Genomic DNA, 22,091 nt, shown 5'->3' with positions numbered 1-22,091 from the left:
ATGAAGCTTAGAGTAAATTTAGACAAGGAGTAAATTACGGAATATGAGTTTAATAGAGAAGATTTTCGGAACACACAGCGAAAATGAATTAAAGCGCATTTACCCGATCGTGGACCGGATAGAATCATTAGAGCCGGAACTTGAGACATTGTCCGATGCAGAATTAAGAGATAAGACCAGAGAGTTCAAGAAGCGCCTTGAGGATGGAGAGACAACAGACGATATCCTTCCTGAGGCATATGCTGTTGTAAGAGAGGCAGCTAAAAGATCTCTGGGAATGCGTCATTACCGTGTACAGCTCATCGGTGGTATCATTCTGCACCAGGGACGTATTTCTGAGATGAAGACCGGTGAAGGTAAGACCCTGGTTTCTACACTTCCTGCATATCTGAACGCCCTTGAGGGGAAAGGTGTGCATATCGTAACAGTCAATGATTATCTTGCAAAACGTGATGCTGAATGGATGGGGAAGGTCCATGAATTCCTGGGACTGACTGTCGGAGTCGTACTGAACTCCATGGACAACGACGAGCGCCGTGCAGCATATAACTGTGACATCACATATGTAACAAATAATGAGCTTGGTTTTGACTATCTCCGTGACAATATGGTCATCTATAAGGAACAGCTCGTCCAGCGGGGACTTCATTATGCGATCATCGATGAGGTCGATTCTGTTCTGATCGACGAGGCAAGAACACCTCTGATCATTTCCGGACAAAGTAATAAGTCTACTAAGCTTTATGAGGCCTGCGATATTCTTGCACGTCAGCTGGAGCGGGGCGAGGCAAGCGGTGAATTTTCCAAGATGAACGCCATCATGGGTGAGGACATCGAGGAAACAGGCGATTTTATCGTGAATGAAAAGGAAAAGGCAGTCAACCTGACCGAAGATGGTGTGAAGAAGGTAGAGCAGTTCTTTCATATCGACAATCTGGCTGATCCGGATAATCTGGAGATCCAGCACAACATTATTCTGGCGCTGCGTGCACACAATCTGATGTTCCGCGACCAGGATTACGTGGTGACACCGGAAGGGGAGGTTGTGATCGTCGATGAGTTTACCGGACGTATCATGCCGGGACGCCGCTATTCAGACGGTCTGCATCAGGCGATCGAGGCGAAGGAGCATGTGAAGGTCAGAAGAGAGAGCAAGACACTTGCCACCATCACATTCCAGAACCTGTTCAATAAGTATGATAAGAAGAGCGGTATGACAGGTACAGCTCTGACAGAGGAGAAGGAGTTCCGTGACATCTATGGAATGGATGTTATTGAGATCCCGACCAACGAACCGGTACAGAGAAAAGATTTAGAGGACGCTGTTTACAGTACACAGAAGGAAAAGTTCAAAGCAGTAGTGGAGGAAGTGAAGAGGGCCCATGCTACAGGACAGCCGGTTCTGGTTGGTACGATCACCATCGAGATCTCAGAACTGCTGAGTAAGATGCTGAAAAAAGAAGGCATCCAGCATAAAGTACTGAATGCCAAGTACCATGAATTAGAGGCTGAGATCGTTGCGGATGCCGGTGTGCATGGAGCGGTTACCATCGCCACCAACATGGCAGGACGTGGTACCGATATCAAGCTGGACGATGAAGCGAGAGCTGCCGGAGGATTGAAAATCATCGGTACGGAGCGCCATGAGTCCAGACGTATCGACAACCAGCTGCGGGGACGTTCCGGACGTCAGGGAGATCCGGGTGAATCCCGTTTCTACATTTCCCTGGAGGACGATCTGATGCGTCTGTTCGGCTCTGAGAAGCTGATGAGCGTGTTCAGCACTCTTGGGGTGGAAGAGGGAGAGCAGATCGAGCATAAGATGCTTTCCAGTGCCATCGAAAAGGCACAGAAGAAGATTGAGAACAATAACTTTGGTATCCGTAAGAACCTGCTGGAATACGACCAGGTCATGAACGAGCAGCGCGAGATCATTTACAGTGAGAGACGCCGCGTTCTCGACGGAGAGAGTATGCGTGATACCATCTATAATATGATCACAGAATATGTGGAGAATACCGTAGACCGTTATGTATCTCCTGATGTGGACCAGGAGGAATGGGATTTAAAAGAACTGGAGGTTGCACTTCATGATGTGATCCCGCAGCTTCCGCTGCCTTCCTTAAAGGAAGCACAGGACATGCAGCAGAAGGAATTAAAGCATCTTCTCAAGGAGAGGGCTGTCAAGGCCTATGAGGCAAAAGAGGCAGAATTCCCGGAGGCAGAGCATCTGCGTGAGATCGAGCGTGTTGTACTCCTTAAGGTCATTGATGGCAGATGGATGGACCACATCGACGATATGGACCAGCTTCGTCAGGGAATCGGCCTGCAGGCTTATGGACAGAGAGACCCATTAGTCGAGTATAAGATGATGGGGTATGATATGTTCGGAGAGATGACCAATTCCATCGCGGAGACGACCATCCGTACTCTGTTCCACATCCGTGTAGAGCAGAAGGTAGAGAGAGAGCAGGTTGCTAAGGCCACCGGTACGAACAAAGACGAAAGTGCTGCCCGTGCTCCGAAGAAGAGGGAAGAGAAGAAGATCTATCCGAATGATCCGTGTCCGTGCGGAAGCGGCAAGAAGTACAAACAGTGCTGCGGACGGAATAAATAAGAGACTTGTAAAAGAAGAGAACTTTATAGGAATTTGAATATGAGAATCTGTAACCGCAGATTCTCATTTAAGTAAGAAAGAGGTGAATAAGGTGGTTTTGTTAGATGAATTGCGAACAAGACTGAGTGCATACGAAGAACCGCTGAAAGATCTGAGGGATTCACTTTGACTTAGCGTCAAAGAAGGAGCGGATCGAAGAGCTGGAGCGAAAGATCGAGGAACCGGGATTTTGGGATAACCCAGAGAAATCCAGTCATACAATGAAGTATTTAAAAGGGCTGAAGGAGTCAGTGGAACAGATCGAGAGACTGTATACGGATTATGAAGATCTGGGGCTGCTGATCGAGATGAGCGAGGAAGATGTAGATAACGAGACTGCAAAGGGAATCGAGGAGGAGCTGGTACAGTTCGAGGAGGAATTCGAAGAGCTGCGCATTCAGACTCTCCTGACCGGGGAATATGACCGAAGCAATGCGATCGTGACCCTGCATGCAGGGGCCGGCGGGACAGAGTCCTGCGACTGGGCTGGCATGTTATACCGGATGTACAGCAGATGGGCCGAGAAAAAAGGATTTTCCCTGGAAGTCTTAGACTATCTGGATGGTGATGTGGCAGGGATCAAGGGGGTCACCTTTGAGGTGGAAGGAGAGAATGCTTATGGGTATCTCCGCTCTGAGAAGGGTGTCCACCGTCTGGTACGGATCTCTCCTTTCAATGCCGCGGGAAAACGGCAGACGTCATTTGCATCCTGCGATGTGATCCCAGACATTGAAGATGAGATTGATATTGAGATCAATGAGGAAGATCTAAGGATCGATACCTACCGTTCCGGCGGTGCAGGCGGACAGCATGTCAACAAGACATCCTCTGCCGTCAGGATCACACATCTGCCCACCGGGATCGTGGTACAGTGTCAAAATGAAAGATCCCAGCATATGAACAAGGATAAGGCGATGCAGATGTTGAAGGCAAAGCTGTATCTTTTGAAAGAACAGGAGCAGGCAGAAAAAGTGTCTGATATCCGTGGTGAGATGAAGGAAATCGGGTTTGGCAGCCAGATACGGTCCTATGTCATGCAGCCGTACACACTGGTAAAAGACCACCGTACAAATACAGAGATCAGCAATGTGAATGCAGTGATGGACGGGAATATCGATCCCTTTATCAACGCATATCTGAGTGCAAAAGCATAAAAAGCAAAAGGAAAGAGAAAAGGAGGAAGACATGGTAAATATAGCGGTAATGGGATACGGTACAGTTGGTTCAGGAGTCGTGGAGGTCATCAATACAAACGGTGCCCGGATCAACCAAAGGATCGGGGATGAACTGAACATCAAATATGTATTGGATCTAAGAGAGTTCCCCGGAGATCCGATTCAGGAAAAGCTGGTACATGATTTTGATACGATCGTGAATGACCCGGAGGTGCAGATCGTTGTGGAGGTCATGGGAGGCATTGAACCTGCATATACATTTGTGAAGCGCTGTCTCTTGGCAGGCAAAAGTGTGGCTACATCAAATAAGGCGCTTGTAGCTAAGCATGGTGCAGAGCTTTTATCCATCGCGCGGGATAATAACATCAACTTCCTGTTCGAGGCAAGCGTGGGAGGAGGAATTCCAATCATCCGTCCTCTGAATTCTTCTATGACAGCGGATGAGATTGAGGAGATCACTGGTATTTTAAATGGTACCACGAACTATATGATGAGTAAGATGTTCTATGAAGGAGCAGACTATGACGAGGTGCTTAAGGAAGCACAGGAAAAAGGCTATGCAGAACGCAATCCCGAGGCTGATGTGGAGGGCTATGATGCCTGCCGTAAGATCGCGATCTTGTCCTCTTTGATCTCCGGGCAGCAGGTAGATTTCGAAGATATCTATACCGAAGGGATCACAAAGATTACAAAGCAGGATATGATGTATGCGAAAGAATTGGGGATGACGATCAAGCTTTTGGCATCCAGCAAGCGTGACGGGGACCATCTCCATGCGATCGTGGCTCCTTACATGCTTCATAAGGAGCACCCTCTTTATAATGTCAATGATGTCTTCAATGCCATTTTTGTACATGGTAATGTGCTGGGAGATGCCATGTTCTATGGAAGCGGTGCAGGAAAGCTTCCGACGGCCAGCGCCGTTGTTGCGGATGTGGTAGACGAGGCAAAGCATTTGAACCGGAACATCATGACGATGTGGAAGAGTGATAAGCTAAAGCTGCAGCCCATCGCGGATACAAGCAAACGTTATTTTGTGAGGATCCAGGGGGATGCAGATGCGATGAAGGCACACCTGGAAAGTAAATTCGGCCCGATCTCCATCGTAAAGGTGGAAGGCCTGGAGGATGAATTCGGGTTTGTGACAGAAGTGATGACTGAGGGCGCTTACGAAAAAAATGCGAAAGAGTTCCCAAGCATCCTGCATATGATCCGCGTTGAAGGATAAGCCAAAACAGAGAATCGTGTAAACGGATAAATTCAAACAAAAAGCCTGGTTATAGAGGGCCGGGTGGAGAGTATGCGGTGAAAGCTGCACTATGAGGCAAAAAGAAGGTAGAAAAGAAAATATGAAATATGTAATTGTTTTATGTGATGGGATGGCAGATGAGCCGGTCAGAGAGCTGTCCGGCAAGACTCCGCTTGAAGCAGCGGCAACACCGAATATGGACCGGATGGCACCTGATTGTGAGATCGGTATGGTAAGGACGGTGCCGGAAGGGATGGCTCCGGGAAGCGATACGGCAAACCTGTCTGTGATCGGATACGACCCGCGGAAGTATTACACGGGAAGATCTCCGCTGGAGGCTTTGAGCATCGGGGTGGATATGGAACCGACGGATGTTTCCTTACGCTGTAATATCGTGACGCTGACAGAGGAGCAGGAGAACTATGAGGACAGGATCATCATCGATCACAGCTCCGGTGAGATCAGTACAGAGGATGCAGCCGTTCTTGTAAAGGCCCTTGAGGAGGGTCTGAAAAAAGAGGGATATGAATTCTATGTGGGAACCAGTTACCGCCATTTACTGATCTGGAAAAACGGCGAGGTGGCTGAACTGACACCGCCTCACGATATCCTGACAAAGCGGATCGGGGAATATCTGCCGGAAGATAAGATCCTCCGTGAGATGATGGAGAAAAGCTATGTGATCCTGTCCAATCATCCACTGAACCTGGAGCGGAAAAAGAAGGGGTTAAACCCAGCTAATTCTGCATGGTTCTGGGGGGCAGGAACGAGGCCGATGCTGACTTCTTTTGAAGAGAAGAATCAGAAGAAGGGGGCGATGATCTCGGCGGTCGATCTGTTAAAAGGGATCGCAGTCGGCGCAGGAATGCAGAATATCCATGTGGAGGGAGCGAACGGCGGACTCCATACGAATTACGCAGGAAAAGCACAGGCGGCAGTGGATGCTCTTACAAGAGACGGATGTGATTTCGCATATATTCATATAGAAGCTCCTGATGAAATGGGGCATCAGGGCAATGTTCAAAACAAAGTACGATCAATTGAAAATATTGATTCCTATATTATAGGCCCGGTGGCAGAAAAGCTGAAAAGTGCGGGAGAAGACTTCCGTATGCTGATACTGCCGGATCATCCGACGCCGGTCAGTGTGCGCACGCATACCCCGGAACCGGTGCCTTATATGCTTTACGACAGCAGGAAAGCAGAAAATGGGATGGATACATATGATGAGAATACAGCTTCCCAAACCGGGATCCGGGTGGAAGCGGGATATACACTGATCGACCATCTCTTTGAGAATAGGAGGACAACATGCTGATAGTAAAAAAATTTGGAGGCAGCTCAGTTGCTGACAAGGAATGTATTTTCCGAGTGGCAGAGCGCTGTATCGAAGACTACAAAAAAGGGAATGACGTCATTGTTGTTTTATCAGCCATGGGTGATACAACAGATGAGCTGATCGATAAAGCAAAGACAATTACACCGAATCCATCGAAGCGTGAGATGGATATGCTCCTTACAACGGGGGAACAGGTATCCGTGGCATTGATGGCAATGGCCATCAACTCGCTTGGGGTTCCGGCAGTATCTCTCAATGCATTCCAGGTGGCTATGCATTGTACATCCACATATGGCAATGCTAGGTTTAAGAGAGTGGATGCTGAGCGTATCCGCCATGAGCTGGATTACAGGAAGATCGTGATCGTGACCGGGTTCCAGGGGATTAACAAATATGATGACTATGCCACATTAGGCAGAGGCGGCTCCGATACGACGGCAGTAGCGATCGCAGCGGCACTTCATGCAGATGCCTGTGAAATCTATACCGATGTGGAGGGCGTCTACACGGCAGATCCGAGGATCGTGCCCAATGCAAGGAAGCTGGATGCGATCAGCTATGACGAAATGCTGGAACTGGCGTCACTGGGAGCAAGGGTTTTGCACAACCGTTCTGTGGAGATGGCGAAAAAATACGGAGTACAGCTGGTGGTACGTTCCAGTCTGAACAGAGAAGAAGGAACAGTAGTCAAGGAGGTAGTAAAATTGGAAAAAATGTTAATCAGCGGAGTTGCTTCCGATAAGAATACATCACGTATTTCCGTGATCGGTGTAGACGATAAACCGGGGGTAGCATTCAAGATATTCAATACGCTTGCGAAAAAGGGGATCAATGTGGATATCATCCTTCAGTCCGTGGGGCGTGAGGGTACAAAGGATATCTCCTTTACCGTTGCACAGGACGACTTAAAGTATACACTGGAAGTATTGGAAGAAAATAAAGAGGCATTGACCATCAAAGAGATCAATCATAAAGATACAGTGGCTAAGATCTCGATCGTTGGTGCAGGAATGATGAGCAATCCGGGTGTTGCTGCCAAAATGTTTGAGGCTCTGTTCAATGCAGGTGTGAATATCAATATGATTGCCACATCCGAGGTGCGCATCACGGTTCTGATCGATGAGAAGGACGTAGAGAGAGCTATGATCGCGGTCCATGACGGATTTGGGCTGGCTGATTAAGGAAAAGGAAAATTTTCAGAAAGAAGAATCCGGTCAGAGACGAATATGAAAAAGGGGTGCTGCAGCCTGGCAGCACCCCTTGCTTTATATTTATTGATTAGAGTTCAGGACTTTATCCACAAGCCGTCTGTCATCGTCAGGCAGAGAACGGCACTTTAAGATCATTTCAACTTCCTTTTCTGACAGGTGGAGTGTCTTGGAAGAACCCTCTTGAACTGCGACGGTATAAGGTCCTTTTTGTTCTAAGATGATCTCGTTATATGGAGAAATGTTCTGAAGGATCAGCTGGTCCAATGTAAGATTAAACTTTTGGGCAAATTGAATGATGAAGTTCAGATCAGGTTCGCGTTTATAATTCTCGTAATTGGAATATGCCTGCCTGGAAATATTCATCATTTTGGCAAGTGCTTCCTGGGTATAGCCAAACTTTGTTCTGATAGTCTTCATATTCTTTATTAGCTGTATATTTGCCAAAGTCCTACCTCCATTAACAGGGAATTTAAAAAACTGTGTGTAGATTATATAACGTTTCCCTGTAAATGGATATTCTATGCGTCAGAACGAAGAATATATAAAATATGACACGAAATGAAGCGAAATCGTAAGCTGGTTTTATTCTTTTTACATTTTACTCAAGGTGCTGTTGTGATATTGGGAGGAAAAAGTAACGTCCTCGCCGAACCAGCTTGGAGGCACAAACGTATTGGCCGTCTCTTCGTCTGGAAACTCGACCTCAGCCAGGATCAGAGGAGCCAGATCACCTCTGAAAAGATCCAGTTCGATCGTGAGTTCGCTGCCGAGGGGGATCATATACCGTTCTTTTGTGATCAGATGTCCGTCGATCTTCGTTTTTAAATGCTCATATGCTTTGTCTGTAAGAGGCAGATTGAATTCTTCCCGCACCATATGCCCCTTTGATTTATAAGTGAGGAAATATGCATCATTATCCCTGCGTATCCTGACCACGGGATCTGTGCAAAGATAGCCCTGTTCAATAAGGCGGCGGGGATAATGGTCCAGATCCTTTGGGAGCTTTTCTCTGTTAATCAGATATTTACGTTCGATTTCCATATTACTTCCTTTCCTGAATCGAAGAACTTTGGATTCAATTTGAATTACTGCTTATTATGATCAGTTATGCTTATCATAATACGAGGCAGGCTAAAAGTAAACGGGGGAAATCCATTGATTTTTGATAGTGGATTTGCTACACTGTGAACAGAGAAGCCGCGTATTTTTTTTCATTTGAAAAGGAGGAATTTTATCATGAAAAAAGCATGTGTTTTTCTTGCAGAGGGATTCGAAGAGGTGGAAGGCCTTATGATCGTCGACCTGCTTAGGCGGGCAGGCGTGGAGACATATATGATATCTGTAAGCGGAGAACAAAAGGTGACAGGCAGCCACAAGATCGCGATCGATGCGGATTGTTTGTTCGAAGAGATGGATTTTACAGATGTTGACCTGCTGATGCTTCCGGGGGGACTGCCGGGAACAGATCATCTGATGGCACATGAGGGACTTGAGAAGCTCCTTAAGGAATTTTATGCACAGGGCAGATATCTGGCCGCTGTCTGTGCAGCCCCCAGTGTATTCGGTAAGTTTGGGTTCCTGGAAGGCCGCAGGGCATGCTCTCACCCATGCAGGGAGGATGTCCTGACGGGGGCAGAGGTAGTGAAAGATCCTGTAGTGGTGGACGGTCATATCATTACGGGCCGCGGACTTGGTGCAGCGATCCCGCTGGGGCTTACGCTGATCTCTCTGCTGGTGGATGAAAAGACAGCAGAGGATGTGAAGAACGCCATCGTATATGAGTAGGCGGTAGAAAACAGCCGGGGGATGGAAGTGTTTTCATGACCATGGATATGATCGAACGGACCCGGAGAGGATCGTAAAAGGCTGCGGTGCGGACAAAACTGTTGTGATACAGTGGTCTGCACCGCATTTTCGCGGGAAAACATCGGGAAAAATACGGTTTGCAGACAAAAATAAGATGCGAATGTGATAAAAATCGTAAAATAGCCCTGAAAAAGCCGAAGAACCGGGAAAAAGTACTGGAAATTTACAGTCTTATGTGCTATACTGTTTCAATGACTGCGAAGGTATATTTTCAGAAAGTGATTTCTGGAAGATACAGATCAGCGTTTGAATGGTACGAATCAAGGAGGAAAATAAAAATGAGTTTACAGGTAGAAAAGTTAGAACATAACATGGTCAAACTGACAATCGAAGTTCCGGCAGAAGATGTGGAGAAAGCACTCCAGGCAGCATACTTAAAACAGCGCAAGCAGATTAACATGCCTGGTTTCCGTAAAGGAAAAGTTCCGAGACAGATGATCGAGAAGATGTACGGACCGGAAGTGTTCTATGATGAAGCAGCCAACAAGATGATCCCGGAAGCATACTCTAAAGCATATGATGAGTGTGAGATGGAGCTGGTTTCCCAGCCTCAGATCGATGTTGTCCAGTTAGAGAAGGGCAAGTCTTTCATTTTTACAGCAGAAGTAGCTGTAAAGCCGGAAGTAACTCTTGGCGAATATAAAGGACTGTCTGTAGATAAGGTTTCTACAAGAGTGACAGCAAAAGAAGTTGATGAGGAGATCGAGAAAGAGCGCGAGCGCAACGCAAGAACCGTTGATGTGACAGACCGTGCAGTTCAGGATAAGGATCAGGTAACACTGGACTTTGAAGGATTTGTAGACGGAGAAGCTTTCGAAGGCGGCAAAGGCGAGGACTATCCGCTGACGATCGGTTCCGGCGCATTTATCCCGGGATTTGAGGAGCAGCTGATCGGTGCTGAGATCGACAAAGAATTAGAAGTAAAAGTGACATTCCCGGAGGAATATCAGGCAAAGGAGCTGGCTGGAAAAGAGGCAGTCTTCAAATGTACCGTACATTCTATCAAGGCAAAAGAGCTGCCTGAGTTAGATGATGAATTTGCATCAGAAGTTTCCGAGTGTGAGACACTGGATGACTACAAAGCTGAAGTAAAGAAGAACATCAAAGAGCGCAAAGAGCGTGAAGGAAAAGAAAAGAAAGAGAACCAGGCTGTAGATAAAGCGATCGAGAATGCGCAGATGGACATCCCGGAGGCAATGATCGATATGCAGGTAAGACAGATGGCAGATGATTTTGCACGCCGTATCCAGCAGCAGGGTCTTTCTGTAGAGCAGTACTTCCAGTTTACAGGAATGACAGAAGAGAAGATGATGGAAGAGTTAAAGCCGCAGGCTGAGAAGCGCATCAAGACTAGACTTGTGCTCGAGGCTGTTGTTAAGGCTGAGAATATCGAAGTATCTGATGAGCGTCTGGATGAAGAGCTCTCCAAGATGGCAGAAGCTTACCAGATGGAAGTTGAGAAGCTCAAAGAATTCATGGGTGAGAATGAGAAGAAACAGATGAAGGAAGACATCGCAGTTCAGGAAGCTGTAACACTGCTTGCTGATTCAGCAGTCGAGGAATAATGCACCCTGTCGGATCAGATGAGAGTGCTCCGGCAAAAGTGGACTGAGGGGAGACTACCCGGTGAGACTGCCGAGTGATACCCGGCAGATTGGATTCAACATAATTAGGAGGGACATCGATGAGTTTAGTACCTTACGTCATTGAACAGACGAGCCGTGGAGAACGCTCCTACGACATTTATTCAAGATTATTAAAAGAGAGAATCATTTTCCTGGGAGAAGAAGTGAACGATGTGTCAGCAAGCGTTGTCATCGCACAGCTTCTTTTCCTGGAGGCGGATGATCCGGATAAGGATATCCAGTTATATATCAACAGCCCGGGCGGTTCCGTAACAGCAGGGATGGGAATCTATGACACCATGCAGTACATCAAGTGTGACGTGTCTACTGTTTGTGTGGGCATGGCTGCAAGCATGGGGGCATTCCTTCTCTCAGGTGGGGCAAAGGGCAAACGCTTTGCGCTTCCGAATGCAGAGATCATGATCCATCAGCCATCAGGCGGTGCACAGGGGCAGGCTACGGAGATCAAGATCGTGGCAGAGCATATCCTAAAGACACGCCAGAAGCTGAACGAGATCCTGGCAGCCAACACGGGACAGCCGCTGGAAGTGATCCAGGCCGATACAGAGCGTGATAACTTTATGTCTGCCCAGGAAGCTAAGGAATATGGATTAATTGATGAAATACTTGCCAGACACTAATGGCAATATGAGGTGAAGAGTAATATGGCAGGAAAAGTAAGTGATGATACAGTAAGATGTTCTTTCTGTAATAAGACCCAGGCACAGGTGCGTAAGCTGATCGCGGGACCGAATGGTGCTTATATCTGTGATGAGTGCATTGATGTGTGTGCTGAGATTATTGAGGAAGAATTTGAATATGACGAAAGAAGAGCATTTGATGACATCAATCTTCTGACACCGGAAGAATTGAAGGCGTTCCTTGATGAATATGTCATCGGACAGGATGAGGCCAAGAAGGTGCTTTCCGTTGCTGTATATAATCATTACAAGCGGATTATGGCAGAACAGGACTTAGGGGTCGAACTGCAGAAGAGCAATATATTGATGTTAGGACCGACCGGCTGTGGTAAGACGCTGCTTGCCCAGACATTGGCCAAGATACTCAACGTGCCGTTTGCCATTGCAGATGCGACAGCACTGACAGAGGCGGGGTATGTAGGCGAAGACGTGGAGAATATCCTGTTGAAGGTGATCCAGGCTGCGGACGGAGACATTGAACGTGCGGAGCATGGGATCATTTATATAGACGAGATCGATAAGATCACGAGAAAATCAGAGAACCCATCCATTACCCGTGATGTTTCCGGGGAAGGTGTACAGCAGGCTCTTTTGAAGATCATAGAGGGTACTGTTGCTTCTGTTCCGCCTCAGGGCGGCAGGAAGCATCCGCATCAGGAGCTGATCCAGATAGACACGACGAATATCCTGTTTATCTGCGGCGGGGCTTTTGAAGGAATCGATAAGCTGATCGAGACTCGTCTCGATAAGAAGTCGATCGGATTTAATGCGGAGATCGCATCTAAGCATGAATACGATGTCGATGTTCTGCTCCATCAGGTGCTGCCTCAGGATCTGGTTAAGTTTGGACTGATCCCTGAGCTTGTCGGGCGTCTGCCGGTGACAGTTTCATTGGATATGCTGGATGAGGAGGCTTTGATCAGGATCCTGACAGAGCCGAAGAGTGCGATCGTGAAGCAGTATCAGAAGCTGCTGGAATTAGACGGGGTAAGACTGGAATTCGATAAGGATGCCCTGTATGCGATTGCGGAGACATCCCTTGCAAGAAAGACCGGAGCCAGAGGACTTCGGGCGATCATGGAGAATATCATGATGGATACGATGTTTAAAGTGCCGTCTGATGATACGATCAAAGGATGCCGGATAACAAAAGATGTGGTAAAAGGAACGGGAAGGCCATTGTATGAATGCGATGGAGAAGAACGCAGATCGTTCCTGAACTCAGAAAGCGCGTAAAGATTCGGGCGGGTGCAATGGAATAACCATGTATCCGCCCTTTTAGCATACCTGCCCTTGGAATAATGAAAAGGCAGATAACCAGGAGGAGACAAAATGAAGAGTGAGAAGCGAAGCCTTCCGATGGTCGCGCTGCGGGGCATGACAATCATGCCGGAGATGGTGGTGCACTTTGATGTAAGCCGCCAGCGTTCCATAGCAGCCATCCAGGAGGCAATGGTGGAAGACCAAAAGATATTTATGGTAACCCAAAAAGAGATAGAGACGGAGGAGCCGAAGCAGGAGGATCTGTTCGAAGTGGGAACAGTGGGAACGATCAAGCAGATCATTAAGCTGCCGAAGCATATTGTCCGCGTACTTGTTGCGGGAGAGACACGAGGTGTGCTCTCCAAGATCGAATATGATGATCCTTATCTGCGTGCAGAGGTGGAGGTGATTGATGATTCAGACATCACCATCCCCGAAGACCTGAATGGACAGGCTATGGAGCGCGGTTTAAAGGATATGTTCGTAGATTTTGCAGCGAAGAACGGGAAGATGTCCAAGGAAGCGGTGGCGCAGGTGCTGGAAATCCAGGGGCTTAAGAAGCTGGTGGACGAGATCGCAGCCAACACACCGCTTTACTATACAGACCTGCAGGAGATCCTGAATGAGACAGATTTCTGGAAACGATATGAAGCATTGGCCTTTAAACTTGTCAATGAAGTGCAGATCATGGATATTAAAGAGGAGATCCAGCTAAAGGTCAAAGAGAGAGTTGACAAACATCAGAGGGAATACATTTTAAGAGAACAGTTAAAACTAATCCGTGAGGAGTTGGGAGAGGATACAACGATCTCCGATGCGGAAGAGTTTCAAAAGGCGGCGAAAGCATTGAAGGCTCCTAAGGAAGTCAAGGAAAAGCTGGAAAAGGAGATCAGCCGTTTTAAGAGTTCTTTGAATAGTCCGGCGGAGAGCGGTGTGATCAGGACTTATATCGAAACGCTGCTGGAGATGCCCTGGAATAAAGCGGTGAAGGACAGCAACAATCTGGAGTTTGCACAGAAGGTGCTGGATGAGGATCATTACGGACTGGAGCAGGTGAAGGAGAGAGTACTGGAATTTCTGGCAGTCCGTTCCCTGACGAAGAAAGGGGAAAGCCCGATCTTATGTCTGGTAGGCCCGCCGGGAACCGGAAAAACTTCTATTGCTAAGTCTTTGGCGAAGGCGTTGAAAAAGCCGTATGTCAGGATCTCTCTGGGTGGCGTGCGAGACGAGGCAGAGATCCGTGGACACAGGAAGACCTATGTCGGGGCGATGCCTGGAAGGATCGCCAATGCGGTCAAGACAGCAGGGGCGAAGAATCCGGTCATGCTGCTGGATGAGATCGACAAAGTCAGTACAGATTATAAGGGGGATACCTTCTCTGCACTGCTGGAGGTTTTGGACAGTGAGCAGAACAGTAAGTTCCGCGACCATTACCTGGAAGTTCCTCTTGATCTGTCGGAGGTATTATTTATTACAACTGCGAATACACTTTCCACGATCCCAAGACCGCTGCTTGACCGTATGGAAGTCATCGAGGTCAGCAGCTATACGGAGAATGAAAAGCTGCATATTGCTATGGAACATTTGATCCCAAAACAGCTGGAAAAGCATGGACTAAAACCGGAGCAGCTGACATTTAGCAAGCATGCGATCTGGAAGATGGCGCGAAACTATACGAAGGAAGCCGGTGTCAGACAGCTGGAGCGTGAGATCGGAAATATCTGCAGAAAGGCAGCCAAGGAGATCCTGACAACGAATAAGAAGTCTATTTCTGTCACTGAGAAGAATATCCATAAGTATCTGGGCAAGGAAAAGTATACCTATCAGATGGTCAACGCGGCAGATGAGATCGGTATTGTACGCGGCTTGGCATGGACAAGTGTAGGCGGTGATACACTCCAGATCGAAGTCAATGTGATGCCGGGAAGCGGCGATATCATGCTGACCGGACAGCTGGGGGATGTGATGAAGGAGTCGGCAAGGACCGGTATCAGTTACATCCGTTCTGTGAGCAGCCAGTATCAGATCGAGGAGGATTTCTTCGAAAAGCATGATATTCACGTGCATATCCCGGAAGGTGCGGTTCCGAAAGACGGCCCGTCCGCCGGTATTACGATGGCAACGGCCATGATCTCCGCAATTACCGGGCGCAAGGTGCGCGCAGACCTGGCGATGACAGGGGAAGTGACTCTGCGGGGAAGAGTCCTGCCCATCGGCGGCCTGAAAGAGAAGCTGCTTGCAGCAAAGAATGCAGGGATCAAGACGGTGCTCATACCAAAGGAGAACGTGGCAGATGTGGAGGAGCTTTCCACAGAGATCACGAAGGGACTGGAGATCCTGCCGGTGGAACACATGAATGAGGTATTAAAGGCAGCACTGGCTGCAGAAGAATAGGAAACCGCACAGCCAGTAGGCATTGGTGTGCTGAGAAGTGTGAAAAGACAGGAGAATTTTATGGTAATCAGAAATATTAACTTAGAGACAGTCTGCGGGATCACGAGCGTGCTGCCGGAGAATGATAAGCCGGAGATCGCGTTTGCGGGAAAGTCCAACGTGGGAAAATCTTCCCTGATTAATGGCTTGATGAACCGGAAATCTTATGCCAGGATTTCTGCGACTCCGGGGAAGACCCAGACGATTAATTTTTACAATATCAATGAGGAGCTGTATCTGGTAGATCTTCCGGGATATGGATATGCAAAGGTTTCCGAGAAGGAGAAGGCACAGTGGGGAAAACTGATCGAGAGATATCTCCATGGTTCGAAGCAGCTCCGTGCGGTCTTTCTGCTGATCGATATCCGTCATGAACCGTCTGCGAATGACAAGATGATGTACCGCTGGATCGTGGATCAGGGGTTTGCTCCTATCATAATCGCCACAAAGCTGGACAAACTAAAGAGAAGCCAGGTCCAGAAGCATGTAAAGATGGTCAAAGAAGGACTGGGGCTGGTGCCCGGCACCAAGGTTATCCCATTTTCCTCAGTTACCAAGCAGGGAAGAGATGAGATCTGGGAATTGGTAGAAACGGAGTATCTGGACAGACAAGAGGTGGAATAATTATGGGGAAAAAGAGGCCTTACTGGCAGGTAGCTGTAAGCCTTGTTTTCAGTCTGCTGGCGACAGCAGCATTTATCATCGTGGGGATCAAGGCGATCGGGTTTCTGATGCCGTTCGTGATCGGCTGGATCATATCCGCCATTGCGGCACCATTGGTAAACTGGCTGGAAAAACGGTTGAAAATCGTGAAAAAGTTAGGCTCTGCGCTGATCGTTATCGTTGTTTTGGCATTGATCATACTGGTATTATATTTTGCGATCAGCCGGATCAGCACGGAAATCGGCGATCTGGTCAAGAATTTTCCGGGGATGTATGCACAGCTGGAGCAGGGGCTTAGACAGATCGGAGATACTCTTTCCGGTACATTTTCAAAACTGCCGGAGGGGATTCAGAATGGATGGAATACGTTTGTTCTGAATCTGGATCAGTATATGGGGGATCTGGTATCCAAAATCAGTCAGCCGACTGTGACAGCTGCGGGAAATTTTGCAAAAAGCCTGCCATCCTATCTGATCTCATTCATCGTAGTGATCATGTCAGCATATTTCTTCACAGTGCAGAGGGAAGAAGTGTTAAACTGGCTTAAAAAGGTGGCCCCACCATCTGTAGAAAAGCGGATGAGCCTTGTCATGGATAACCTGAAATATGCAGTGGGCGGTTATTTTAAAGCGCAGTTTAAGATCATGGGAGTTGTTTTTTTGATCCTGTTTATCGGATTTGCCGTGTTGGATGTGCATTATTCTGTCCTGGTCGCTTTTTTGATTTCATTTTTGGACTTCCTGCCCTTTTTTGGGACCGGGACTGCCATGATCCCATGGGCACTGTATAAGTTCCTGATGGGAAATTATAAGGTGGCCATCATGCTTGTGGTCATTTATGCAGTTACCCAGCTTGTGCGGCAGCTTCTGCAGCCCAAGCTGGTGGGCGACAGTATGGGGCTGAATCCATTAGTCACACTTTTGCTGCTCTATATAGGTTATAAGATCAGCAGTGTCCTGGGGATGATCCTGGCCGTTCCCATCGGAATGGTACTCATTAACATGTGCCAGGCCGGGGCGTTCGATTACATCCTGGATGATGTACGGACGCTTGTGGAGGGAATCCTTGGACTGCGGGAATAAACGAAGAAAAGGACGCAGAGCATACCAACCAGTCATGCTCTGTCTGTCCTTATTTTTTTTATTTATTATTTTTTTGATACCCCATAAAAAGGGTATGGCATGTCTAAACCATAGTGATCTTGATCAGAACTCCATTTTTTTATGAAAATTTCATAGTATTCTCCTTTTGGATTTTGTATAATAAAATAGTTATAAAAGGTACGGAGGAAATGTGCAGGTATTCAGAACAGGAGTGGAAGAAAGGAGGTATCTTGGGGGCTGTCCTGAACACAAAAGTGATGTAACAATGTAGGTGTAATTGTTAGCTGACGCTTTTTGCCAGGTAATCAGATTGGAGGAAATTGTAATGAGGATCGGATGCGTAAAAGAGATCAAGAAACAGGAATACCGTGTCGGGATGACACCCGATAATGCCAGAAGTTATGTGGATGCAGGACATGAAGTGTATGTAGAAGCAGGGCTTGGGCTTGGTTCCGGATTTACGGATGGGGAATACGAAGAGGCCGGAGCAAAGCTTATAAAGACGGCAAAAGAGGTATGGGATATTTCGGAGATGCTAGTGAAGGTGAAGGAACCATTGCCGGAAGAATATCCACTGTTTCATGAAGGCCTGATTCTTTATACCTATCTTCACCTTGCAGCAAATAAAGCATTGACAGAGGCTTTAATGGAATCAGGGGTGAAGGGTGCTGCTTATGAGACCCTCATGGAGAAGGATCGAAGCCTGCCCCTTTTGGCCCCAATGAGCCAGATCGCCGGGCGGCTGAGTATTCAGGAAGGTGCGAAGTATCTTGAAAAAATGTACGGAGGTGAAGGGGTGCTTCTCGGCGGCGTGCCGGGGACCCCGAAGGCAGATGTTGTGATCATTGGAGGAGGCTCGGTTGGGACCAATGCCTGCAAGATCGCGGTCGGCATGGGTGCAAATGTAACGATTCTGGATGTAAACGTCCAGAGGCTTGCTTACCTGGATGATATATTTGGAGCAAGGATCCAGACTTTGATGTCAACGGATGTCAATATCGAAAAGGCATTAAAGAATGCGGATCTGGTGGTCGGGTGTGTCCTGATTCCGGGAAAAGCAGCTCCAAAGGTGATCAGGAAAAAGTATCTGACGGGAATGAAGCCCGGAGCAGTGATCGTTGATGTTGCGGTTGACCAGGGCGGCTGCTGTGAGACGACCAGAGTAACCTACCATGATGATCCGATCTTTACAGTGGACAATATTGTGCACTACTGTGTGGGAAATATGCCGGGGGCAGTACCGAGGACTTCCACGATTGCACTGACCAATGCAACGCTTGGATACGGCCTGCAGATTGCGGCTGACGGGCTGGAAGAAGCCTGCCGGAAAAATGAGGTACTGTATTCTGTCGTGAATACTTACGCAGGGAAGGTGACCTATCAGAATGTGGCATTGAGCCTGGGCCTGGATTATATGGATATCAAGGCACTGATGAGATAGAAGCGTTCCATAGAAATAAAGAAGCATATAGTTTGAGAGGAATCCTGTTCTTTCAGGAGATAGAGAAGGCGGAGCCGTCCAGAAAAATGGAGGCTCCGTCTTTTTGATATAAGGGCTCTTTATCCTGATGCATATGCCAGAAGTAAATATTAGATTTAAAGCCGGGGCAGCGGTGTGACCGAGACTGTACCGGTGATATCGATATTATTGACTGTCGGCGGGTAGGTCAGGTTAAAGGACAGGCTGGCAGCCTGGGAAGCTGCTTCATTTGTTGTAAAACTTCCGGCGGCTGAGGCGTTTCTTTCCAAGCTGCCTGCCGGAGCAAAGAATGCGTAGTAGAGTCGGAGTGAGCCGTTGATTCTGGGGATGATCTCGAAGTATCCGTCAGGCTCCGGTGTTGCAAGGAAAAGGTAATTGACCAGGTAGAGATATCCCGGTGCAAGCAGTATCTGGTTCGGTCCATTCAGGAGAATCCGGTCTCCCTCCTGAAAAAGGATGCTCATAGGAAGGTCACTGCCGGATTCAGGATTTGCAGTGACAGTAAACTGGGCATAAAAGCTGTCTGCAGATTCTGGACAACAGGGAGGCTTAGGACGGTTAAAACACCAAAAGCTCATGATATACCTTCTTTTCTTTTTGTTTTAGTATATTGTTAAATATAGAACTTGTTACAAAAACGTAGCAAAGCCTGGGAGAATGAAAGATTGGCTGAGATAGCCGGCGGTCTGCTTATCATAGGGAGAATGGACTGGAAAGATGGTAAAAGTGCAGAATATTTTCATGAAATTTATATAAGATTGCAATATACATTGACAGGCGAGGTATTATGTGTTTATATATATGTATAGCGTGAGAATAGTCAGGTTACTAAGGCTCGAAAGGACCGAGCCAAAGTCGACAGGATGTACTTTGTAACTAAGGCTTGAAAATACCAAGCCTAAGTTACATAAGGAAGAAACATCCATGTCACTAAGGCTCGAAAGAACCGAGCCAAAGTCGACAGGATGTACTTAGTAACTAAGGCTTGAAAATACCAAGCCTAAGTTACAAAAGGAGGAAACATCCATGTCACTAAGGCTCGAAAGAACCGAGCCAAAGTCGACAGGATGTACTTAGTAACTAAGGCTTGAAAATACCAAGCCTAAGTTACATAAGCAGCAGGGAGGTGTTAAATATGTCAATTGCATCTGATTTGATTCGTGGGCATACGGATACGATTATCCTGGCACATTTGATGAGGGAGGATAGTTATGGTTATAAGATCAACAAGGATATTCAGTTGAAGACGGATAATAAGTATGAGTTAAAAGAAGCAACGCTGTATACTGCGTTTCGGAGGCTGGAGGCAGCGGGATATATCTGTTCCTATTGGGGGAATGAGAATACTGGGGCCAGAAGACGCTATTATACGATTACGCCGGAGGGGCGTCAGGGATACTTGCGTATGAAAAGGGAATGGGACGAAGCAAAGGAATTGATCGATATTCTGATTCAAAGCGGAGAGGAAAAGGAGGAGCAGGATGGAAGATAAATTGAGGGCATATATGGATCATCTGTTTAGAGATGTGAAGCCTGACAGGAGGTCCATTGAACTGAAAGAAGAGATTTTACAGAACCTGGTGGATAAATACCATGACCTTTTGTCAGAGGGAAAGACACAGGAAGCAGCCTATAATATCGCGGTTGCAAGTATCGGTGATATGGATGAACTTCTTGCAGGGTTGAAACAAGAATTACCGGTAAACCGTCTATTTGATGACGAGAAGATGCAGGCATGGAGGAAAAAGTCGGCACTGCGCATTTCAGTGGCAGTAGCGCTTTATATCATGTGCCTTCTGCCACCGATCCTGCTTTCTGATACAAAATTTGAGAGTAATCTGGCGCCTGCACTTATGTTTATACTGATCGGAATTGCAACTGGACTGCTTATTTACAATAACATGACAAAACCATACTATCAAAGAATGGATGATTCCATTGTAGATGAATTTAGAGAATGGCAGCAGCAGACTGACGCGAATAAGAGAGCATTTCGGGCAATCAGCAGTGCACTGTGGGCACTGATCGTTGTGATTTATATATTGATCAGCTTCTGGACGTTTGCATGGCATATTACATGGGTGATTTTCCTGATTGGAGTGGCGATCGAAGGGATCATCAAAGCCATATTTGAATTGAAAAGGTAAGGTGGGGGAATGAATAGAAGAGAATCAGCATGGATCAGGATTATCGCCTGGACCATTGTGGCAGCGGTATTGTTTTTGATATTGATCCTGGGAATAATGGGACGTTTTCATGGCATAAATATAGGCTTCGGCAGCGGTTATACTTATGCAGACGCCGGAAAATATAAGGCGGGGCCCGGGCAGATAGACGCCGGTCAGGTGAATGAGCTGGATATTAACTGGGTTGACGGCAGTGTGAAGATCCAGGTTTATGATGGAGACACCGTACAGTTTCAGGAGACTGCTTCTATAAAATTGAAAAAAAATAAACAGCTCCATTATTATAACAAGAATGGAAGGCTTATGATACAGTATCAAAAATCGCAGAGGAGCCTGTTTTCATTTGGAAACAGTGGGAATAAGGAATTGACCGTAAAGATTCCGAAGAAAACGGCAGACGCCATGGGATACGTTGGTGTGGACACTGTATCCGGTGATACTTGGATGAAAGGAATCCATGCAGAAAGGATGAACCTGGATACTGTATCCGGTGATATTAATATCGAGGAATGCAGTGCATTTAAGCTGGATATGGACAGCACGAGCGGAGAACTTATCGGCCGGGGACTTGATGTAAAGGATAGTCTGGAGACAGATACGACCAGCGGTAATGTGAAGATAGAGGGAAATTTCGAAGCAATTGAGACGGATACAGTATCCGGTTCTGTGGAGGTGATATCATCTACCTGCCCGAATAAGGTTGAGACGGACTCTACTAGCGGTGAGGTTTTACTTGTTATTCCTGAAAATGATGGGTTTACTTATAAGATGGATTCTGTCAGTGGATCCTTTAGATGCGATTTTGAGGTTTCTCAGGAGGAAGACAGAGGGGAATACAAAAATGGAAACGCATCGTTTAGGTTTGACTCAGTCAGTGGAAATGTGTCGATCAGAAAAAAATAAGGTTTTGCTTTATTGAAAAGTTTAAGCTTTTCTAGGAAGCAGCGAAGCTTATTTTGAATATTCAATTTGATAAAATGAAGAACGGAAAAATACGATTTTAAATTCCAGTTGTAAATTTGAAATAAATAGGTTATAATACCCTTAGAACGAAAGAAGAAACCTGGAATGTTCGACAACCCTGTAATTTTGAACCTACAATACTTTAAACGGGATTCTTATATTTCTGTAATATGTCAGG

The 22,091-nt window shown here is 46.9% G+C and carries 19 protein-coding genes; 16 read left to right on the top strand and 3 right to left on the bottom strand.

The window, feature by feature from the left end; translation table 11 throughout:
- Positions 1–43 precede the first annotated feature (43 nt).
- From secA to AC4OGX_RS15720, 5 genes are all read left to right on the top strand, one after another.
- Entirely contained in the window at positions 44–2,617 is a 2,574-nt protein-coding gene (secA, locus tag AC4OGX_RS15740; RefSeq protein WP_493331562.1) for a preprotein translocase subunit SecA, read from the top strand.
- Positions 2,618–2,708: 91 nt separating this feature from the next.
- Positions 2,709–3,810, top strand: a protein-coding gene (gene prfB / locus AC4OGX_RS15735) for a peptide chain release factor 2 (protein WP_493331560.1) whose coding sequence is annotated in 2 segments (ribosomal slippage) — positions 2,709–2,783 and positions 2,785–3,810 — 1,101 coding nt in all. Because the reading frame shifts where the segments join, the coding sequence is not laid out codon by codon here.
- Between the two features lie 31 nt (positions 3,811–3,841).
- A complete protein-coding gene (locus tag AC4OGX_RS15730; RefSeq protein WP_493331559.1) occupies positions 3,842–5,059 on the top strand; it encodes a homoserine dehydrogenase in 1,218 nt (405 codons plus the stop codon).
- A gap of 121 nt (positions 5,060–5,180) precedes the next feature.
- Positions 5,181–6,398, top strand: coding sequence for a cofactor-independent phosphoglycerate mutase (locus tag AC4OGX_RS15725; RefSeq protein WP_493331558.1), 1,218 nt, complete (start codon positions 5,181–5,183; stop codon positions 6,396–6,398).
- Positions 6,392–7,600 carry an aspartate kinase gene (locus tag AC4OGX_RS15720; protein ID WP_493331557.1) on the top strand — a complete coding sequence of 403 codons (1,209 nt, stop codon included), beginning with the start codon at positions 6,392–6,394 and terminating at the stop codon, positions 7,598–7,600. The genes AC4OGX_RS15725 and AC4OGX_RS15720 overlap by 7 nt, the downstream gene beginning before the upstream one ends.
- Before the next feature lie 90 nt (positions 7,601–7,690).
- Here AC4OGX_RS15720 and AC4OGX_RS15715 read toward each other — a convergent pair whose 3' ends face one another.
- Positions 7,691–8,047, bottom strand: coding sequence for a helix-turn-helix transcriptional regulator (locus AC4OGX_RS15715; RefSeq protein WP_493331556.1), 357 nt, complete (start codon positions 8,045–8,047; stop codon positions 7,691–7,693).
- Between the two features lie 174 nt (positions 8,048–8,221).
- On the bottom strand, positions 8,222–8,671 hold the full coding sequence (locus AC4OGX_RS15710) for a CYTH domain-containing protein (protein ID WP_493331555.1): 450 nt from the start codon (positions 8,669–8,671) through the stop codon (positions 8,222–8,224).
- 195 nt (positions 8,672–8,866) lie between these two features.
- Here AC4OGX_RS15710 and AC4OGX_RS15705 point away from each other — a divergent pair, with 195 nt between their 5' ends.
- The 8 genes from AC4OGX_RS15705 to ald all read left to right on the top strand — a co-directional run bounded on the left by AC4OGX_RS15705 (position 8,867) and on the right by ald (position 18,725).
- Complete coding sequence (locus AC4OGX_RS15705; RefSeq protein ID WP_493331554.1) at positions 8,867–9,415, top strand: DJ-1 family glyoxalase III; 549 nt, start codon at positions 8,867–8,869, stop codon at positions 9,413–9,415.
- A gap of 359 nt (positions 9,416–9,774) precedes the next feature.
- Positions 9,775–11,061, top strand: coding sequence for a trigger factor (gene tig / locus AC4OGX_RS15700; RefSeq protein WP_493331553.1), 1,287 nt, complete (start codon positions 9,775–9,777; stop codon positions 11,059–11,061).
- Positions 11,062–11,180: 119 nt separating this feature from the next.
- The gene (clpP, locus tag AC4OGX_RS15695; protein WP_287841796.1) at positions 11,181–11,762 is read left to right on the top strand and encodes an ATP-dependent Clp endopeptidase proteolytic subunit ClpP; all 582 of its coding nucleotides are present in this window, start codon (positions 11,181–11,183) and stop codon (positions 11,760–11,762) included.
- Between the two features lie 24 nt (positions 11,763–11,786).
- A complete protein-coding gene (gene clpX, locus AC4OGX_RS15690; RefSeq protein ID WP_493331552.1) occupies positions 11,787–13,058 on the top strand; it encodes an ATP-dependent Clp protease ATP-binding subunit ClpX in 1,272 nt (423 codons plus the stop codon).
- Between the two features lie 96 nt (positions 13,059–13,154).
- Complete coding sequence (gene lon, locus AC4OGX_RS15685; RefSeq protein ID WP_493331551.1) at positions 13,155–15,479, top strand: endopeptidase La; 2,325 nt, start codon at positions 13,155–13,157, stop codon at positions 15,477–15,479.
- Between the two features lie 60 nt (positions 15,480–15,539).
- Complete coding sequence (yihA, locus tag AC4OGX_RS15680; protein WP_493331550.1) at positions 15,540–16,142, top strand: ribosome biogenesis GTP-binding protein YihA/YsxC; 603 nt, start codon at positions 15,540–15,542, stop codon at positions 16,140–16,142.
- Positions 16,143–16,144: 2 nt separating this feature from the next.
- The gene (ytvI, locus tag AC4OGX_RS15675) at positions 16,145–17,263 is read left to right on the top strand and encodes a sporulation integral membrane protein YtvI (protein ID WP_493331549.1); all 1,119 of its coding nucleotides are present in this window, start codon (positions 16,145–16,147) and stop codon (positions 17,261–17,263) included.
- 346 nt (positions 17,264–17,609) lie between these two features.
- Positions 17,610–18,725 carry an alanine dehydrogenase gene (gene ald / locus AC4OGX_RS15670; protein ID WP_493331548.1) on the top strand — a complete coding sequence of 372 codons (1,116 nt, stop codon included), beginning with the start codon at positions 17,610–17,612 and terminating at the stop codon, positions 18,723–18,725.
- Positions 18,726–18,880: 155 nt separating this feature from the next.
- On the opposite strand, the gene AC4OGX_RS15665 is transcribed toward ald, so the two are convergent.
- Positions 18,881–19,342, bottom strand: a complete 462-nt coding sequence (locus tag AC4OGX_RS15665) for a hypothetical protein (protein ID WP_493331547.1) — start codon at positions 19,340–19,342, stop codon at positions 18,881–18,883.
- Between the two features lie 557 nt (positions 19,343–19,899).
- Here AC4OGX_RS15665 and AC4OGX_RS15660 point away from each other — a divergent pair.
- From AC4OGX_RS15660 to AC4OGX_RS15650, 3 genes are read left to right on the top strand one after another with little or no spacing between them, the layout of a single operon-like run.
- Positions 19,900–20,256 (top strand): PadR family transcriptional regulator, encoded by a 357-nt coding sequence (locus AC4OGX_RS15660; protein ID WP_493331546.1) that lies wholly within the window; start codon positions 19,900–19,902, stop codon positions 20,254–20,256.
- On the top strand, positions 20,246–20,911 hold the full coding sequence (locus AC4OGX_RS15655; protein WP_493331545.1) for a permease prefix domain 1-containing protein: 666 nt from the start codon (positions 20,246–20,248) through the stop codon (positions 20,909–20,911). The genes AC4OGX_RS15660 and AC4OGX_RS15655 overlap by 11 nt, the downstream gene beginning before the upstream one ends.
- Positions 20,912–20,920: 9 nt before the next feature.
- A complete protein-coding gene (locus tag AC4OGX_RS15650) occupies positions 20,921–21,853 on the top strand; it encodes a DUF4097 family beta strand repeat-containing protein (RefSeq protein ID WP_493331544.1) in 933 nt (310 codons plus the stop codon).
- Positions 21,854–22,091: the final 238 nt, after the last annotated feature.

Source organism: Faecalicatena sp. (assembly GCF_058819085.1).
This window is presented reverse-complemented; position numbering and strand designations above follow the sequence as displayed.

Excerpts from the sequence above, each read along its gene's own strand:
- AC4OGX_RS15650 (WP_493331544.1), top strand. The coding sequence starts at position 20,921 with ATGAATAGAAGAGAATCAGCATGGATCAGGATTATCGCCTGGACCATT.
- yihA (WP_493331550.1), top strand. The coding sequence starts at position 15,540 with ATGGTAATCAGAAATATTAACTTAGAGACAGTCTGCGGGATCACGAGC.
- clpX (WP_493331552.1), top strand. The coding sequence starts at position 11,787 with ATGGCAGGAAAAGTAAGTGATGATACAGTAAGATGTTCTTTCTGTAAT.
- AC4OGX_RS15720 (WP_493331557.1), top strand. The coding sequence starts at position 6,392 with ATGCTGATAGTAAAAAAATTTGGAGGCAGCTCAGTTGCTGACAAGGAA.
- AC4OGX_RS15705 (WP_493331554.1), top strand. The coding sequence starts at position 8,867 with ATGAAAAAAGCATGTGTTTTTCTTGCAGAGGGATTCGAAGAGGTGGAA.
- tig (WP_493331553.1), top strand. The coding sequence starts at position 9,775 with ATGAGTTTACAGGTAGAAAAGTTAGAACATAACATGGTCAAACTGACA.
- lon (WP_493331551.1), top strand. The coding sequence starts at position 13,155 with ATGAAGAGTGAGAAGCGAAGCCTTCCGATGGTCGCGCTGCGGGGCATG.
- AC4OGX_RS15730 (WP_493331559.1), top strand. The coding sequence starts at position 3,842 with ATGGTAAATATAGCGGTAATGGGATACGGTACAGTTGGTTCAGGAGTC.
- ytvI (WP_493331549.1), top strand. The coding sequence starts at position 16,145 with ATGGGGAAAAAGAGGCCTTACTGGCAGGTAGCTGTAAGCCTTGTTTTC.
- AC4OGX_RS15655 (WP_493331545.1), top strand. The coding sequence starts at position 20,246 with ATGGAAGATAAATTGAGGGCATATATGGATCATCTGTTTAGAGATGTG.
- secA (WP_493331562.1), top strand. The coding sequence starts at position 44 with ATGAGTTTAATAGAGAAGATTTTCGGAACACACAGCGAAAATGAATTA.
- clpP (WP_287841796.1), top strand. The coding sequence starts at position 11,181 with ATGAGTTTAGTACCTTACGTCATTGAACAGACGAGCCGTGGAGAACGC.
- ald (WP_493331548.1), top strand. The coding sequence starts at position 17,610 with ATGAGGATCGGATGCGTAAAAGAGATCAAGAAACAGGAATACCGTGTC.
- AC4OGX_RS15715 (WP_493331556.1), bottom strand. The coding sequence starts at position 8,047 with ATGAAGACTATCAGAACAAAGTTTGGCTATACCCAGGAAGCACTTGCC.
- AC4OGX_RS15710 (WP_493331555.1), bottom strand. The coding sequence starts at position 8,671 with ATGGAAATCGAACGTAAATATCTGATTAACAGAGAAAAGCTCCCAAAG.
- AC4OGX_RS15660 (WP_493331546.1), top strand. The coding sequence starts at position 19,900 with ATGTCAATTGCATCTGATTTGATTCGTGGGCATACGGATACGATTATC.
- AC4OGX_RS15665 (WP_493331547.1), bottom strand. The coding sequence starts at position 19,342 with ATGAGCTTTTGGTGTTTTAACCGTCCTAAGCCTCCCTGTTGTCCAGAA.
- AC4OGX_RS15725 (WP_493331558.1), top strand. The coding sequence starts at position 5,181 with ATGAAATATGTAATTGTTTTATGTGATGGGATGGCAGATGAGCCGGTC.